At 36.4% G+C, this 17,196-nt stretch carries 16 protein-coding genes and 1 riboswitch; of the genes, 5 read left to right on the top strand and 11 right to left on the bottom strand.

The features are described 5' to 3' along the window. Positions 1–106 precede the first annotated feature (106 nt). The 6 genes from KHA97_RS04890 to KHA97_RS23865 form a co-directional block, all read right to left on the bottom strand. Complete coding sequence (locus tag KHA97_RS04890) at positions 107–1,147, bottom strand: ribonucleotide-diphosphate reductase subunit beta (RefSeq protein WP_213123591.1); 1,041 nt, start codon at positions 1,145–1,147, stop codon at positions 107–109. After that, positions 1,123–1,563 (bottom strand): flavodoxin, encoded by a 441-nt coding sequence (locus KHA97_RS04885; protein WP_407658004.1) that lies wholly within the window; start codon positions 1,561–1,563, stop codon positions 1,123–1,125. Before KHA97_RS04885 ends, KHA97_RS04890 begins: the two co-directional genes overlap by 25 nt. After that, complete coding sequence (locus KHA97_RS04880) at positions 1,551–3,815, bottom strand: ribonucleoside-diphosphate reductase subunit alpha (RefSeq protein ID WP_213123589.1); 2,265 nt, start codon at positions 3,813–3,815, stop codon at positions 1,551–1,553. Before KHA97_RS04880 ends, KHA97_RS04885 begins: the two co-directional genes overlap by 13 nt. A 121-nt stretch (positions 3,816–3,936) precedes the next feature. Then, positions 3,937–4,132, bottom strand: a riboswitch (cobalamin riboswitch). A 189-nt stretch (positions 4,133–4,321) separates the two neighbouring features. Further along, positions 4,322–4,723, bottom strand: coding sequence for a hypothetical protein (locus tag KHA97_RS04875; protein WP_233713301.1), 402 nt, complete (start codon positions 4,721–4,723; stop codon positions 4,322–4,324). Positions 4,724–4,742: 19 nt separating this feature from the next. Beyond that, positions 4,743–5,009 (bottom strand): hypothetical protein, encoded by a 267-nt coding sequence (locus KHA97_RS23870; RefSeq protein WP_233713300.1) that lies wholly within the window; start codon positions 5,007–5,009, stop codon positions 4,743–4,745. Beyond that, positions 4,990–5,250, bottom strand: a complete 261-nt coding sequence (locus tag KHA97_RS23865) for a hypothetical protein (protein ID WP_233713299.1) — start codon at positions 5,248–5,250, stop codon at positions 4,990–4,992. The genes KHA97_RS23870 and KHA97_RS23865 overlap by 20 nt, the downstream gene beginning before the upstream one ends. Before the next feature lie 132 nt (positions 5,251–5,382). Between KHA97_RS23865 and corA the strand changes: the two genes are divergently transcribed. After that, positions 5,383–6,333 carry a magnesium/cobalt transporter CorA gene (corA, locus tag KHA97_RS04865; RefSeq protein WP_213123588.1) on the top strand — a complete coding sequence of 317 codons (951 nt, stop codon included), beginning with the start codon at positions 5,383–5,385 and terminating at the stop codon, positions 6,331–6,333. Positions 6,334–6,379: 46 nt separating this feature from the next. On the opposite strand, the gene KHA97_RS04860 is transcribed toward corA, so the two are convergent. Continuing rightward, the gene (locus tag KHA97_RS04860; RefSeq protein WP_213123587.1) at positions 6,380–6,796 is read right to left on the bottom strand and encodes a VOC family protein; all 417 of its coding nucleotides are present in this window, start codon (positions 6,794–6,796) and stop codon (positions 6,380–6,382) included. 53 nt (positions 6,797–6,849) lie between these two features. Continuing rightward, positions 6,850–8,109 carry an MFS transporter gene (locus KHA97_RS04855; RefSeq protein WP_233713298.1) on the bottom strand — a complete coding sequence of 420 codons (1,260 nt, stop codon included), beginning with the start codon at positions 8,107–8,109 and terminating at the stop codon, positions 6,850–6,852. 92 nt (positions 8,110–8,201) lie between these two features. On the opposite strand from KHA97_RS04855, the gene KHA97_RS04850 reads away from it, so the two are divergent. Continuing rightward, a complete protein-coding gene (locus KHA97_RS04850; RefSeq protein WP_213123585.1) occupies positions 8,202–8,834 on the top strand; it encodes an MOSC domain-containing protein in 633 nt (210 codons plus the stop codon). A gap of 5 nt (positions 8,835–8,839) precedes the next feature. On the opposite strand, the gene KHA97_RS04845 is transcribed toward KHA97_RS04850, so the two are convergent. Beyond that, complete coding sequence (locus KHA97_RS04845; protein WP_213123584.1) at positions 8,840–9,310, bottom strand: Hsp20/alpha crystallin family protein; 471 nt, start codon at positions 9,308–9,310, stop codon at positions 8,840–8,842. Positions 9,311–9,629: 319 nt separating this feature from the next. Here KHA97_RS04845 and KHA97_RS04840 point away from each other — a divergent pair, with 319 nt between their 5' ends. The 3 genes from KHA97_RS04840 (at position 9,630) to KHA97_RS04830 (ending at position 15,269) form a co-directional block, all read left to right on the top strand. Continuing rightward, positions 9,630–12,473, top strand: a complete 2,844-nt coding sequence (locus tag KHA97_RS04840) for a 2-oxoglutarate dehydrogenase E1 component (RefSeq protein WP_213123583.1) — start codon at positions 9,630–9,632, stop codon at positions 12,471–12,473. A gap of 65 nt (positions 12,474–12,538) precedes the next feature. Beyond that, positions 12,539–13,777, top strand: a complete 1,239-nt coding sequence (gene odhB / locus KHA97_RS04835; protein ID WP_213123582.1) for a 2-oxoglutarate dehydrogenase complex dihydrolipoyllysine-residue succinyltransferase — start codon at positions 12,539–12,541, stop codon at positions 13,775–13,777. A gap of 682 nt (positions 13,778–14,459) precedes the next feature. Beyond that, complete coding sequence (locus tag KHA97_RS04830) at positions 14,460–15,269, top strand: DUF2935 domain-containing protein (RefSeq protein ID WP_213123581.1); 810 nt, start codon at positions 14,460–14,462, stop codon at positions 15,267–15,269. A gap of 69 nt (positions 15,270–15,338) precedes the next feature. Here KHA97_RS04830 and sda read toward each other — a convergent pair whose 3' ends face one another. Then, a complete protein-coding gene (gene sda / locus KHA97_RS04825; RefSeq protein WP_213123580.1) occupies positions 15,339–15,461 on the bottom strand; it encodes a sporulation histidine kinase inhibitor Sda in 123 nt (40 codons plus the stop codon). Positions 15,462–15,602: 141 nt separating this feature from the next. Further along, entirely contained in the window at positions 15,603–17,087 is a 1,485-nt protein-coding gene (locus KHA97_RS04820; RefSeq protein WP_213123579.1) for an aldehyde dehydrogenase family protein, read from the bottom strand. Positions 17,088–17,196 lie beyond the last annotated feature (109 nt).

Genomic DNA, 17,196 nt, shown 5'->3' with positions numbered 1-17,196 from the left:
CGGAAGAAGAACGTCGACTAAAATACGCCACGTCCTGCGGCGACGTCGACGGACCCACATCCTGTGGGCCTGTAAGTCGATGAACAAGGCGCTTATGCTTTTCTTGTTACAATTCATCAAATCCGTTCAAATCGCTCGTTTTCGTATACTGGCGTGATTTTTGCTCGAAGAAATCCGTTTTTGTATCATCGAAATTGTCTACATACGCTCGAATCCATTTCATTGGATTATCTGTATAATCCTCATAAATATCACTTAAACCTAAAAGTCTGAGCATCTTATTAGCGCGATATTTTATATAGCCTTCCATCTCTACTAAATCGATTCCATCAATTCCGTCGAGAACATACCTACTCCAAATAGTTTCTTGTTCAACGGAATGTCTAAACTGATCATATACCCAATCAGTGAACTCTTTCGTGTTGTATTCAGGGTTTTCAGCAAGCGTTGCTCTAAATAAATCGCTTATAAATCGGCCGTGCTGCAGCTCATCACGGTTGATATATGAAATCATTGTTGAAGTTCCAACCATTTTTTGATTTCGGGCAAGGTTATAAAAGAAAGCAAATCCCGAGTAGAAAAATAAACCTTCTAGAAGGGAGGTATACACCATTGCTTTTAAAACATTTTTAATGGTAGGATGCGTTGCGAATTCGTTATAAACTTCCATAATTCGCTCGTTTCGTTTTAAAAGAATTTCATCTTTTCGCCCCGTCTCAAACGAATGATTTTGTTCAATCAAATTAGTTACTGATGAGAGAACATAAGCATAACTATGATTATGCTCACTTTCTTGGTCGGCGATTGTAGCCATAATTGATTTCACAGAAGGATCAGTTGAATAGTGTGATATTCTAGCTGCAATATCCGTTTGTGGTCCGTCTAAGGTTGCAAGTAGACCAATGATTTTTAAAAAAGCATTTCTTTCTTCATCTGATAGGGTAGGGAATTGTTTAATATCTGCTGACATATCTACTTCACTTGCTCTCCAGAAAAGTGCCCGAATTTGTTCACGATGATTGTAAAAATGAGGGTAAGCAAGATCATTCCAATTTAGTATTCCGCTAGCTTTTCCACCAAAGAGTGCTGTTGATTTGTTTGGATTCAATGGTTCTAATATAACTACTTTTTCAAGGACAGTTGACATTGTTTTATAACTCCTTTCGTCCAAGCAATCACTTTTGATTCTTGTGATCCTCTTGGACTTTGCTCAATTTTTAATGGTTCATACGTTGAATTGTAAAATTTCGCTAGTTTTTCTACAGCATTGCAAAATAAATAATCCCCGCCAAATTGTGTATCTCCCGTTCCAAAAACAAAAACGTGTGGAGGCTTGTAGCCAATCTCATAAACGAAGTCCTTCACATCATTTGGGGTTGCACCTTTCGCCCATGTAAAGGAACCGATCATCATTACATCAAAAAGGGAGGGATCTGGAATCTTTCCAGTCCCAATCCTATATAATTTGATATCATATTTCTCTTTTATTAAAGTTTCTGCAATCAATTCTGCTGTTTCTTTAGTATTACCGCTAAAACTTGCATAACAGATTAAGACTCGCACCACACACATTCCTCAATATCCGAAGCAGTGGAACGGACGTAGTATGTTGTTTTTAAACCTGAATCCCATGCTTGTAAATGTAAATCGAGCATTACCTGGGCTTTAATATGATTTGGTACATAGAAGTTAAACGAAATTGACTGATCAATATGGCGTTGTCTTGCTGCATTTTGTAAAATAGACCATCGCTGATCTACGATGTAGGCAGAACGTCGATAAATATCATACGTGTTGTGATCCAAATCTGGAGCAACAACAGGTAACTTATAATCTTTCTTTTCCTCATGGTAAAACGGTTTGAAAATAGGGTCGATGCTAGCAGTTGAACCAGCGATGACGGATGTACTGGAATTTGGAGCGACAGCCATTAAATAGCCGTTTCTTATTCCGTGTTCGGAAACTTCATTCATTAATTCGTTCCAACTTTCAGCATTTTCACTTTCTAAATATCCACGCTGTTTAAAATAATAACCTGTTTGCCAATCACTGCCTGCAAATTTTGAATATGAGCCTTTTTCTTCCGCTAATTCAACACTCGCTTTAATTGTTAAGAAGGAGATACGCTCATATAATTCATCTGCAAATTTTACTGCATCTTCGGATTCCCATTTAATTCGTTTTAGTGCCAACAGGTGATGCCAGCCAAAAGTACCTAATCCAATGGCTCTATATTTTTTATTCGTTATTGTTGCTTGTTTTACATCAATCGTATTTAAGTCAATCACATTATCGAGCATTCTAACTTGAATAGGAATCAACCGTTCTAAAACATCATTTGGGACAGCTTTTCCGAGATTAATAGAAGAAAGATTACAAACAACAAAATCGCCTGCTTTTTTATATGTGATGATTGTATCGCCATCTACTGTTTCTTCATATTGAATAGTAGGGGACATATTTTGCATTATTTCTGTACACAAATTACTTGAGTAAATCATCCCTACATGTTTATTTGGATTCTTTCGATTCACTTCATCGCGATAAAACATAAACGGGGTTCCTGTTTCAAGCTGTGATTTCATAATTCTAGCCATGATCTTAATAGCAGGGATTTTAGTTTTGTTTAATTTATTATTTTCAACACATTCTTCATATTTCTCTCTAAAAGAACCTTCGCCTTTTTTCTCATCATAAAAATCTTCTAGAGCATAACCCATTACATCTTTTACTTCATGAGGGTCAAATAAGTACCAATCTCCACGTCTTTCTACTTGTTCCATAAACATGTCTGGTAAGCAAACTCCTGTAAAAATATCATGGGCCCTTTGTCTTTCATCACCATTATTCAACTTCAAATCCAAGAAGGAAAGTATATCAGCATGCCAAACATCTAAATAAACGGCGATAGCGCCTTTTCTTCGTCCAAGCTGGTCAACGCTGACAGCTGTATTGTTTAATTGTTTAATCCAAGGAATACAACCAGAGGATGCACCTTTAAAGCCTTTGATTGAACTTCCACGACTTCTCACTTTTCCCATGTAGACTCCGATTCCGCCACCGTCTTTAGAAAGCCTTGCAACATCTGTATTACTGTTATAAATCCCCATTAAAGAGTCCTCAACGGTATCGATAAAGCAGCTAGATAATTGTCCGTGTGCAAGTCCTGCATTCGCAAGGGTAGGGGTAGCAACGGTCATATAAAGATTAGATAATGCCCAATAGCTTTCCGCAACTAGCTGTGAACGTAGGCTCGTTGGTTCATCCTGCATTAGATGCATTGCAATCACTAACCAACGTTCTTGTGGAAGCTCGTATGTATTTTTTTCATGATCTGTTGCAAGATATCTTGTGGCCAAAGTATGGAGGCCGATGTAATCAAAAAGTAAGTCACGATTAGGCTCAATTATTTTAGATAACTCAATGATTTCTTTTCTACTATATTTTTCTAATATATTTGGAGAGTAAATTCCCTTGCCAGCTAGTGTTTTTAATAGTCCATAAAAATCTCCATATTTAAGTTCTTTATCGTAAGAACGGTTTACACTTGCTTTTTTGTACAAGCTTTGAAGATAGATTTTAGCAGCATCAAAAGTCCATTGAGTATTTGCTTCATCTACATTTTCTAATGCAGTTTTAATAAGGAGGGAAGTGATGTGTTCCGCCTTATACTCATCTTTTGACTCTATACTTCTGAAGATTTTTTCGTTGAATTCCTTTGTATTAATAGAAGTGACTCTTTCAATAAAGGCCTCCAGTCGCTTTCTATCAAATGTTAATGATCGGTTTCCTTGTTCTTTTGATATCGTCGTCATCTTATTCACCTTTCTTTTTATAATAAAAAAATCCGCTCCGAGAATGGAGCGGATCAAACGATAGGGAAAGAGAAGAAACGAATTTTCACTATCGTTTCATCTTCCCAATCCCCGAAGAATCGAAACTCAGACAAGTAAGGCAGGTCTCCTGACTTATGCATCATCCTAGTAGGGTCCTTCCCATATTGAAGCCGTGAAGCAAATCAATACAGTGGCATTTCCCGTTCGTTCGCATTTACAGTTGCGGGGACAGTTCCGGGTTTTCACCGGATTCCCTTTTAAGCCCTGAATGGGCACCTTCACTTGTTTGAAATCAATATATAGTGTTAATTTTTACGAAAACTACTAAATGTTGTATTGATATTGATAATAGCATGTGAGTTTAAGAATATCAACTATAAAAATGTAATAGATTTAAAAAATTGTCATTTCTTGTTGAATAATAACTTTTATATTATCATAAGCTACTTTACCAAAAAAACCATGTGCCTTTTTCTCTAACTCTATTAACAAAATATCATTTTCCTAATTTGCTCAATGATAAAAAGTGCATTTTGACCGGTAATTTGCTTTGCTATTCGTTCGAGAAGTATTTTAGCATCAACCGAAAATTTAGGAGCAAAACTCTGACACATGACCATATTCAATCGAAGCTCATCACCATATTCCGTAGTTAATGCCCTTCGAACGCCACCTCTAACACCTGCGTAACCATATGATATTTCGGATACAGCACGATAAAAAAGAATCATTCCATCTGCATAGCTTGACTCGGGGTTTAATCTAAGTTCACTTACCAATGAACATAAACGCTGAACAACCAGTTTTGCTTCTTCCATTGTGCTCCACCAAGACATTAATCTCTGACGTTCCTCTACAGTTAATTTTAATGGTCGAATTACAGACATTTTTTATGCCTCCCATCCATTAAAGGCGAGGTATTGCCTGGATATTTTTTATTTTGGCACGAAGTCCTTTCCACTCCGGTCCAAGCAAATCCTTACCCATTCTATTTGCTTCTTTAATTGTTTCTATAAATTGTTTGTTTAATAATCGACTTTGCTCAACCAATTGATAAACCTCAGGAGAAGCATGTTTTACAGCAAGTTCAAAATTTGGGCTTAATTGTTTTGCGCTTATTTTTAGTGTATCTAAATCAAAAACAAGCAACTCCTTATAAAAAGCGGAAGGCATCTCCCTCATGCATGCGGCTTATCGTACCATGAACGGAATCAAAACCATATCCAATATCTGCGACAGAGACGTGATAAGGATTTAGACCCGGAGCCGTCCGTATTGATGGAACCCTTCGAAATCCAGTTGTAATCGAACAAACGACTTCCTTTGCCGCCATGCCATTTTCAAGCACAGTGGCGATCCTTTCCAGAAGAACATCACTTTCTTGCACGTTCTTTCCAAAAAAGGTGAATTTCATCTATTTCTCACTCCTTTTTGGGTATAGTTATTAAATAAAAATATTCAACAATACGTTGTACTAATTCTAAAAAGTGTTATATGCGAGTTAAAGAGTTAAAATATAGTAAATCGGCTTGTATGAGGAGAAAAAATGATTAAAACAATTGCGATTAATAAAAATAACGAATGCCAAATAAATATAGGAGTCAGGGAATTGTTAGAAGGGGATTTTCTTTGGTATTGGATAGACTTTGATTGCCCAACAGAGGAAGAAATAAAATTATTAAAAAATCCTTTGCATTTTCATCCTTTGGCAATTGAAGACTGTATCAATAATATCCAAAGGCCCAAATTAGATTATTACGACGACCATTTCTTTTTTGTAGCGCAAGCGATACGTGGAGAAAGCTTAATAAGAGAGGAAGTAAATATTTTCTTAGGAAAAAATTATATCGTTACGTTTCACCAAGAAAGTTCTATAGAAGTTAATAAAATTTGGGATCGACTTATACAAGAAGTGAATGTTGTACATTGGGATCCCATCCAAGTGTTATACCATGTCCTTGATGAAATCGTTGATAATTATTTTCCGCTTGTGGAAACGATTGAAGACGTGTTAAATGAGATTGACGAAAACTCAAATAGAAGACCTATGAAGTTACTGCTCCAAGATTTATATGATACGAGACATGATCTTCTATCAATAAGACATGTTGTTTCTCCGATGAGGGATTTATTATATCGAATACTTAATTCAGAACGGTTAAAGAAAATTCGACCTAATATGGAGTACTTTTCTGATATTCATAACCACTTAATAAAGTTATCCGAAATGATTGAAGAAAATCGCGAGTTAACAACAGATATTCGGGATAGTTATCTTTCTTTAAACGCTCATCAAACGAATCGAATCATGCAAGTTCTCACGCTCATTACAACTATTTTTATGCCTTTAACCTTTATAGCAGGTATTTACGGAATGAATTTTGTGAATATGCCAGAATTAGATTGGAAATATGGATATATCGGAACTCTGTTTGCAATGCTGTTAATTGGAACAGGCATGTTTGTATGGTTTAAAAGTAAAGGGTGGTTCAAATAAAAAAAGATATGGAATGTTAACAAAGCATTCCATATCTTTCATTTATTTATTCGCCCTCGTAGCTAAATTGCCAGTTTACACCAAACTTGTCTACTAATTGTCCATAAGACTTACTAAAGAACGTTTCTTGCATCTCCATTGTAATCTTCCCGTCTTCACCCAATTTCGTAAATGCAGATTTCATTTCATCCAATTTATCACTGACAATCGCTAAGTTGATATTATTGCCTACAGTAAAAGACATACCTGGCATTGTGTCGGAAAACATGACATCACTGTCAAAAATATTAAGACGAGCGTGCAAGACTAATTTATTCATTTCTTCTGTATGTGGGTAATCAGGATGTGGAGGTTGATCACCAAAAGTCATAATTTCTGGAGTTCCCAGGTTAAAAACCTGTGCATAATATTCTACTGCTTCACGACAATTCCCATTGAAATTCATATAGACATTTACTGCCATTCCCAACACTCTCCTTAGCGTAATATACTTTTATTATATACAAGTTTTACCAATTATTCCAACACAGGATCCATTTCTCCTACCTTTTTTCCTCTTTTAGGTTTAATTGCTTTAAACGCTAATAATGCTGCTACAGCACTAAGAATGGTCAATAATATTACCATACTGCTTATGTTTCCTTTCATTAACAATGCAACGATAGGAGGCCCAGCAGCTACCCCAGCAAATCGCATGGAACTAAAAATAGAAGTAATGGTTCCCCGCATTTCTTTTTCTATACTTTGAGTTAAAATGGCATCCAAGCAAGGAAGGGAGGCGCCAATGCCAATGCCACAAAATAAAATAATGACGATTAAATAAATAAAACGATCAGAAAACATCGTAGCCGCCACACTAACACCAGTTAAAATCATCCCAAAAAAAGTAATCCATTTCATCTTTTTTAAATTATCTTTAATGATCTTTCCTGTTACAAAAGACGCAATACACAAAGCAGCTAGAGGAATTGCAAGTAAAAACCCTTTTTTTACTCCGTCGTACCCATATTTGTCTTCAAGAATAGATGATAAATAAAAAAGGAGTCCGAACAATATAAACATAATAATTGCTCCAATAATAAAAACAGCCATTAACCACTTCCAATGCTCTGAGAAAATTTTCTTCGTATTTTTTACAAACCTACCAAAAGAGAGCTGATGATCATCATCTTTTGGCTTTTTCACACAAAGCATGATTAATATTAAAGATATGATGCAAAAGATTGGGATCGCGAAAAATGGCAAATACCATATTACCCCAGCAATTAATGCCCCAAGGATTGGGCTTAAAACTTTTCCTAATGTATTTGCTGTTTCAATAATACCTAATGATGAACTTACGTCTTCTTCCTTTTTATACAAATCACCAACTAAAGGAAGAACAATTGGAAATGCTCCAGCTGCTCCGATTCCTTGGAGAATTCGACCGATAATAATCCATATAAAAGCATTATCAAGCTCCCATGCAGCCCAGCCAGATAAAATACCGCCTATACCAGTAAGTATAAGTGAAGGTATAATGACCACTTTTCTTCCATATTTATCTGAAAGAAAGCCGGCAATCGGAATTAAAAAGATGGCAACAATGGAATAGACAGTAATGATATAACTTGATTGGAGCTTTGATATATGTAACTGCTTTTCCATTAATGGTAATATTGGAATGAGCATTGAGTTTCCTAATGTCATAATGAGAGGAATCGATGCAATGGCTATAAGAGCCCATTTATTTTTTTTCTTTCCGTTAAGCAATTCTTCTCTATTTATTAATTCCATAGCCATTTCCTTTCAAGCTTAGTAAGATTAATATTAACTTGTAGGAATTTTTTATCCTTACATACATAGAGCATTTATTGGGGGGATCGAAAATGTTAATAAAATCAGTTAATGTAGGAAGACCAAAGCTGATCAGTAATCAATATGGGCAAACGTTAAAAACAGGAATTAGAAAACAGCCCGTCCAAAAGGCTTTTCTCCGCAGGGGAGGATTTGACCAAGACGACGTTGCGGATTTGCGAAATCATGGCGGGGAAGATCGGGCAGCTTGTTTTTATCCATTTGAACACTATGCATGGTGGGAAGAACAAACAGGTAAATCCCTAACAATTCCAGCATTTGGGGAAAATTTAACGGTTACAAATATGTTGGAAAATGATGTGTGTGTGGGAGATATTTATCAGATTGGTGAAACAATTGTTCAAATAACCCAAGGTCGTATACCATGCATTACAATTGATCATTCGAATCGGACGAAAGGAATGTTAAAAGAAATTATTCGGACAGGGAAATCTGGCTTTTTCGCAAAAGTCCTTAAAGAAGGGGCAATCAAACCTGATTTTGAGCTTATTCTGCAAGAACGCCCTAATCCAGGTTTGAGTATTTCCATTCTGCATCAATTATTTTTTCATGATCGTAAAAATTATGAACAAATAGCTTATGCTATATCGGTTCCGGAACTTGCGAACGACATGAGAGAAAAATTTCAAAAACTTTGCCCATAAAAAGTTTATAACTTTTCCGAAACGGTTATTTCCGTATACTGAAGGTCATCATTTCTTGGAATCTTTATTTCTAATATTTGATTTTTAACTTGAGCGGTAGCTCCTTTTTTTTTGACTAGGCTAGGGAGAGTAAAGATTTGTCTGCTGCCTTCTTCTGATAAATTTTCAACAATGACCTGGTTTGACGTATGAAAAATTTTTAAATGATTTAATGTAATGTTTGGGGGTAAATGCAGTCTTACATATACATCATCAAATGTTTCGAATACTTGAGCGGAAACTTCACTTTTGGATTTTTGTGTATTGTTCGTATTATTCGTATTATTCTTCTGTGGAGAAAGCATATTTTCCATTGGAGTATTATTCATTAGTTTTTTCATCATGTCATTGACATATGAATTTACGTCTGAAGGATTTAGTTGTTCTGTTAACTTTTTAATATCTTCATTAAAAGGAAACATCCCCCATGGAAACATAATTCTCACTCCAACTTGAATTTCTTTATCACAATATATGCTTAAGTAGGCTTAGGTGGGAATCACGATGAAAAACAATCGAGCAAATCCATTGGATTTTTTAAGTAATCATAGTAAGATTGATATGGTTAAAAATAATTATTGAAATCAAGATTTTACATTCGACAGAAATAGCTAAATTCATATGAAAAATTACATTTAGTCTTTATATTACAGGTTGTCAATGATAAAATGGAGATTGTGAGCTTTTCACGAAAAAATTATGAACTTTGTATGAAAAATAAAAAATTATGGTTGAATTGGTGGAGGCGTATCATTAATGAGTAAAAAGGCTTCATTTCAAGGGACACCTTGGCATAATTTTTCGGGGCCAAATCTTGGTTATGTAATAGAAGTATACGAGCAATATCTTACAGATCCGGATAGTGTTGAGCCCGATTTGAGACAACTGTTTGATCAATGGGGTGCACCTGTATCAGTTGTTGAAGAAGAGACAACGAAAGGGCAGGCTGATGTATCTTTCCAGCTTCCAACAAATCCTAACTTACTTAGTAAGATGGTTGCGGCGGTCAAGCTCGCAGATAATATTCGTACATATGGTCACTTAATCGCGGATATTAATCCTTTAGACGATAGAGAAAAAGTAAATAGAAGAATAGAGCTATCGGAATACAACTTAACGGAAGAAGACTTAAAACATGTACCGGCATCTTTCATTTCGCCAAATGCACCATCCGATTTAAAAAACGGGTTAGACGCAATTAACCATTTGAAAAAAGTATATACTCAAAAACTAGCGTTTGAATATCATCAAGTGCATGAGTTAGAAGAGAAAAACTGGTTACAGCAACAAATTGAGTCTGAGAGTTTTTACCCATCATTAACAAAAGAAGAGCGAATCAATTTATTAAATCGACTTTCAGAAGTAGAAGGATTCGAAAAGTTTTTACACAGAACTTTTGTAGGACAAAAACGATTTTCTATTGAGGGTGTAGATACACTCATTCCATTAATAGATCGAATTATTAGTTTGACAGTTGAAACTGGTACAAGAACAGTAAATATTGGCATGGCTCACCGCGGGCGTCTAAATGTCCTTGCACATGTACTTGAAAAGCCATATAAAATGATTTTTTCTGAATTCCAACATGCTCCCAATAAGGATTTAATTCCATCTGAAGGATCAATCGGCATTACATACGGTTGGACAGGGGATGTTAAGTATCACTTAGGTGCTGACCGCAGGTTAAAGCGTGGAAGCACAGCCAATACAAGAATTACACTTGCAAATAATCCGAGCCACCTCGAAGTAGTGGGACCAGTCGTAGATGGTTATACTCGTGCAGCTCAAGAAAATCGCAATAAATCTGGTTATCCAGAGCAAGATTTTTCTAGTTGTGTTGCGATTTCGGTTCATGGTGATGCCGCTTTCCCAGGTGAAGGCATTACTCAAGAAACTCTAAATATGGGCCAACTGAAGGGATATGACACTGGAGGAACAATCCATATTATTGCAAATAATAGGATTGGATTTACTACAGAAAGCTCTGATTCACGTTCGACTAAATATGCATCTGATATTGCAAAGGGATTCGAAATCCCAGTTGTTCATGTAAATGCGGATGATCCAGAAGCTGTACTAGCAGCGGCGGTCTTAGCTTATAAATATAGACAAAAGTTTCGTAAAGACTTTGTAATAGATTTAATAGGATATAGAAGGTTTGGCCATAATGAAATGGATGAGCCAATGGTTACAAACCCTTTGATGTATAATATTGTCAAAGGTCATCCAACAGTGAAAGAAATCTATGCAGAACGTTTAATTACCAAAGGATTAATTTCCAAAGAAGATGCAGAAAAAATCGAAAATGATATTCAAGAACGTTTGCAGAAAGAATATGATGCGGTTCATTTAAATAAAGAAGAAGACCAAGATATCGCCATGAATCCACCGGAATACATCATGAATGGCTTACAGCAATATAAAACTAGTGTAGATAGAGATGTTCTTAAAACAATCAATGCTGAACTATTGCAGTGGCCTGAGAATTTTAATGTGTTCCAAAAGCTTAGTCGTATTTTAAAAAGAAGAGAAAGTATTTTTGACGGTGAAGGGAAAATTGAATGGGCACATGCTGAATCACTTGCATTTGGATCCATCCTAAGAGACGGAACTCCAATCCGCTTTACTGGGCAGGATTCACAACGTGGTACATTTGCTCAAAGAAATCTTGTTTTGCATGATGAAAAAACAGGTGAAGAATTTATTCCATTGCACAATCTTTCAGAAGTTAATTCTTCATTTGTTGTTTATAACAGCCCATTGACAGAAGCCGCAGTAGTTGGATTTGAATATGGATACAATGTATTTGCTCCAGAAACGCTCGTCATTTGGGAAGCGCAATTTGGAGACTTTGCTAATATGGCTCAAGTATATTTTGATCAATTTATTTCGTCAGGCAGGGCGAAATGGGGACAAAAATCTGGTTTAGTTATGTTGCTTCCTCATGGATATGAAGGTCAAGGTCCTGAGCACTCAAGTGGAAGAGTGGAGAGATTCCTCCAAAGTGCAGCAGAAAATAACTGGACGGTTGCGAATTTATCAACATCCGCTCAATATTTCCATTTATTACGAAGACAGGCTGCTACTCTTGGTTCAGAAGGAGTAAAACCGCTAGTCATCATGACACCAAAGAGCCTACTAAGGCATCCACTTGCTTCATCAGATGCGAAAGAATTGACAGATGGAAGCTTCCAGCAAGTGCTTGAACAAAAAGGACTTGGTCAAAATAAAGAGGCAGTAGAGCGAATTGTACTCTGCTCCGGAAAAGTTGCGATCGATCTTGAAGAACAATTGAAAAACGAATCCGAAGTGGATTGGCTCCATATTTTAAGGGTAGAACAATTATATCCGTTCCCTAATAAGGATATTGAAAATATTTTATCCCGTTATCCAAACTTAAAAGAACTTGTTTGGGTTCAAGAGGAACCAAAAAATATGGGCGGCTGGATGCATGTTGATCCTTATCTAAGAGAAATAGCTCCTAAAGGGGTAGACGTAAAATATACAGGAAGACGGAGACGTTCCAGTCCTTCTGAAGGGGATCCAACTATCCATAAAAAAGAGCAAAATCGCATCATTCAAGAAGCTTTTTCTAGATAATTTATTGGCGAAGCAAAAACTAAAATTGATAATTGTATTGGTTAAAGATTAGAGGAGGATTCAAAGTGGCTGAAATTAAAGTACCTGAATTAGCAGAATCGATTACGGAAGGTACAATCGCTCAATGGCTAAAACAACCGGGTGATTCCGTTGAAAAGGGAGAATACATCGTTGAACTAGAAACAGATAAAGTCAATGTTGAGGTAATCTCCGAAGAATCAGGAATTGTTAAGGAATTAAAAGCAGCAGAAGGTGATACAGTTCAAGTAGGTGAAGTTATTGCCATCGTGGAAGCGGGTGGAGAGCAACCAGCGGAGACTAAACCTGCAGAGCCTGTGAAGGAAGAGGTAGCTGCCGAAGAACCAAAACAAGAGCAAGTACAGGAAAAGGCTGACACTGAGAAAAAGGATCGACCTATTGCTTCACCTGCAGCTCGTAAGCTAGCTAGAGAAAAAGGAATCGATTTAAGCGAGGTTCCAACTGTTGATCCACTTGGCCGTGTTAGAAAACAAGATATAACATCTTATTCTAATCAGCCAAAGAAGGCTGCTGAACAAGCTCCAGCACCAAAAGCTGCTCCTGCGGTTACTCAAGAAGAAGGAAAACCAATTGAACGTGTACGTTTATCTAGACGCCGCCAAACAATTGCAAAAAGACTTGTTGAAGTTCAACAAAACGCAGCAATGTTAACAACTTTTAATGAAATAGATATGACGGCAGTTATGGATTTACGTAAACGCAAAAAAGACAAATTCTTTGAAGAAAATGATGTTCGTCTTGGCTTTATGTCATTTTTCACTAAAGCTGTAGTAGCAGCATTGAAAAAATATCCTGCAGTCAATTCCGAACTGCAAGGCGACGAACTCGTTTTGAAAAAGTTCTATGATATCGGTGTAGCCGTATCAACTGACGAAGGACTCGTCGTTCCAGTTATTCGCGACTGTGACCGTAAAAATTTCGCCGAGATTGAAGCAGATATATTAGCCGTAGCTTTAAAAGCAAGAGATAATAAATTGGCTTTAAGTGATCTACAAGGTGGAACTTTTACCATAACAAATGGAGGAGTTTTCGGATCATTGCTTTCAACACCTATCTTGAACGGTACACAAGTCGGAATTCTTGGTATGCACACCATCCAAACACGTCCTGTTGCAATTGATGCAGAACGTATGGAGAATCGCCCAATGATGTACGTAGCACTTTCTTATGATCACCGAGTCATTGACGGAAAAGAAGCTGTTGGATTCCTCGTAACAGTTAAAAAATTATTAGAAAACCCAGAAGACCTTTTATTACAAGGTTAATGGATATCAAAACGACCGCTTATGCGGTCGTTTTTTTATGGAGAGAATAGAGGACGAAAAGATAGGGATTAGTTATTTAATCTTAAGGCTAAATCTCTTGATAAGGTTTTAAAATTTACTACTTATTTTTGTTTAAGGATTCGCTAGTACATGGTCTTAATTTAGGTGTGTTGGATTTTGCTAGTGAAAGGTCTCAATCGAGTTATTGAGGTCCTATTCGTGTTGGATTTTTGCTAGTGAAAGGTCTCAATCGAGTTATTTAGACCTTATTCGAGATGGTTTTTGTCAGTGAAAGTCTCTATCTGGTTATTGAGGTCCTATCCGTGTTGGATTTTGCCAGTTAAATGTCTCAAACATGTTATTGTGGTCTTATAGGAGTTAGATTTTGTCAGTGAAAGGTCTTAATCATGTTATTGAGGCCATATACGATTTGGACTTTGCTAGTGAAAGGTCTCAATCATGTTATTGAGGTCATATTAGTGTTGAATTTTGTTAGTAAAAGGTCTCAATCATCTTATTTAAGCCATATCCATGTTAAATTCGTTTATAACTAAAGCAACCCTCCTATGTACCACCTTAATAACTTTATCTCAAAAAAATTGCCAAACTCAAAATAGTTTTCATTAAATAAAGGGGACATAGAATATGCTAAATTGAATGCAAAAATTAGGGGGGGATTTATTTGACTCTTACTTTAAATGAAGTAAAGTTTGAACATGAATTTTGGCTACAGATACTTGGTGATCATTCACGATTTATTTTGGATTCTTTAGCACCGTCAGAAACGGCTAATATTAGAACAGCGGAAAAATTCAAGAATTTATTTGACCAATTATTAATGCAGGCAAGACAAATAGCAAGCATTGAACAAGCGCTTACCTTAACGAGTGAAGCTAAAGCTGCAACAGAGGAGTTAAAAGGATTTAAATTTACCTTACTTGAAAAATTGCTGTTTAAAAAAATTAAATTTCATTTATCTCCATCATTTGTTAATCATATGGTCAATGAGCTAGAAGAATATGAAAGAATTATTAGTTATTTTTTAAAAAATGAATCACCGCCAATCGCCCATGAGTTGCATCACCATTTACTATGGCTTAGTGATGCAGCAGGTCATGCAGGGGCCATTCAAGATCAGTTGGATGCTACTGAAAAAATGCTTAAACACGAAAGTGCAACCTTCAATAAGGATTTTGAGCATCTTTATTTAAAGGCTGTTGAATTTGCTGGATACCTTCGGACTCATATTTATCAATTTCCAGCTTTATCAAGATTAAACAGTGAGGCTAAATTGGAAATAGAAGCGTTTCAAATATTCTTAAATGAAATTTTGGAACTTGAAATTTCTGAACAAGTATTAGGAACGTTTCCCGCACTAATGGCAGATCATATGTTTCGAGAGGAGTGTTATTACTTAACAAAATTAGCACAATCAACAAAATCACAAAATCCTGACTGTAATCCAGCTTCTCCACGAATTGAAGAAATTTAAAAAAGCGTGCTCTAATTAAGCACGCATTGTCATAAAGTCAAAGTTTCATAGAGAATCACTATAAAAATATTATGGTTTTAAACCACGTTTCTTCATTTCAGTTTTTAATAATCTTATCCATTCACTCTCTTGCTCGTTCTTTTTAGCATCTCGATAGGCAGCAACTAGCAGTTCATTACTCATGATTTTCATGCCAGTAAAAAAACCTCCTCGTGAAATTGGATTATTCTCTATATAAAAATAATTGTAACCTTTATGTTGATAAAAGAAAAGCATTAAGCATAAAAAAGAAGAAATACAGTATTTTTTATATACTGTATTTCTTCATCCATCTTAGTTCATCGAAATCCAAATGCTCTTAACTTCAGTATAATTATCAAGCGCATAGGAACCCATTTCTCGTCCTATTCCTGATTGTTTATAGCCACCAAAAGGAGAAGCTGCATCAAACGCATTGTAACAATTGACCCATACAGTTCCTGCACGTAGACGGTTTGCGATGTAGTGTGCGTTTGCTACATCACGCGTCCAAACTCCTGCGGCAAGACCATAATCGCTATTATTTGCCCTTTTGATTACTTCATCTAAATCCTCATATGGAAGGGCTGCTATTACTGGACCGAATATTTCCTCTTTTGCGATTGTCATTTCATCATTTACATCCGCAAAAATGGTTGGTTCAACAAAAAATCCTTCTTCGCGCGGTTTTTGTCCCCCTGTTAATAACTCAGCCCCTTCATTTAGGCCTTTTTCTATATAATTCAATACACGATTTTGCTGCTCAGAAGAAACGAGAGGACCCATTTGTGTATTTTCATCTAGTCCTGCTCCTTGTCTAATACTTTGTGCATGGGAAGTCATATCAGCGACAACATTATCAAAATGTTTTTTCTGAATAAATACCCGTGAACCTGCACAACATACTTGCCCTTGGTTAAACATAACGCCATTTAAAGCTCCTGGAATGGCATGGGTCAAATCAGCATCAGGCAAGATAATGTTTGGAGATTTTCCTCCTAGTTCAAGAGTAACGCGCTTTAAAGAAATAGAAGCTCTTTTCATGATTAATTTACCGACTTCAGTGGAACCAGTAAAAGCAATTTTATCTACATTCGGGTGGTCGACTAATGGTTGACCGGCGGTTTCACCGAAACCTGGTATGATATTTACGACTCCTTCAGGAAAACCAGCTTCATCTATTAATTCAGCTAAAAATAATGCTGATAGTGGAGTTTGTTCGGCTGGTTTTAATACAACGGTACAACCTGTGGCAAGCGCAGCACCTAATTTCCACATAGCCATTAAAAGCGGGAAGTTCCACGGAATAATTTGACCGACTACTCCAACAGGTTCGTGACGTGTGTAATTAAAAAATGGTCCAGAAACAGGGATAGTTTGCCCAGTAATTTTTGTTGCCCAGCCCGCGTAATAGCGCATATGATCTATAGCAAGCGGGATATCGGCATTTGATGTTTCTTGAATAGGTTTTCCGTTATCAAGTGTTTCTAATTGCGCCAACGCATCTTTATTTTCTTCCATTAAGTCTGCAAGCTTATACATAAGACGGCTTCTTTCTGAAGCACTCATTCTTGACCAAGGCCCGTTGTCAAAAGCATTTCTTGCTGCACGAACAGCACGATTCACATCTTCTTCCTCGGCTTCATACAAAGTAGCTAACGTTTCACCAGTCGCAGGATTGGGAGTGTCGAATGTTTTACCTGATGCACTTTCAACAAATTCACCATTGATAAATAACTTTTTCGTTCCTTGCAAGAACTTTTGCACCTTTTCGTGAACTTCCGCTGTCAATTGACTCATTGAATACCTCCTAAAATTTAATAAATTTTGTAGAGAGATTCTAGCTAGAAGTGTTACCAACCTTTATTCTATTAGCATTGTCTAATAAAAACAACTAAAACTTTCTGAT

The sequence above is a fragment of the Lederbergia citri genome (assembly GCF_018343625.1).
GTDB lineage: Bacteria > Bacillota > Bacilli > Bacillales > Bacillaceae_C > Lederbergia > Lederbergia citri.
The sequence above is the reverse complement of the archived record's forward strand: the minus strand, read 5'-3'. Positions and strand labels throughout refer to the sequence as shown.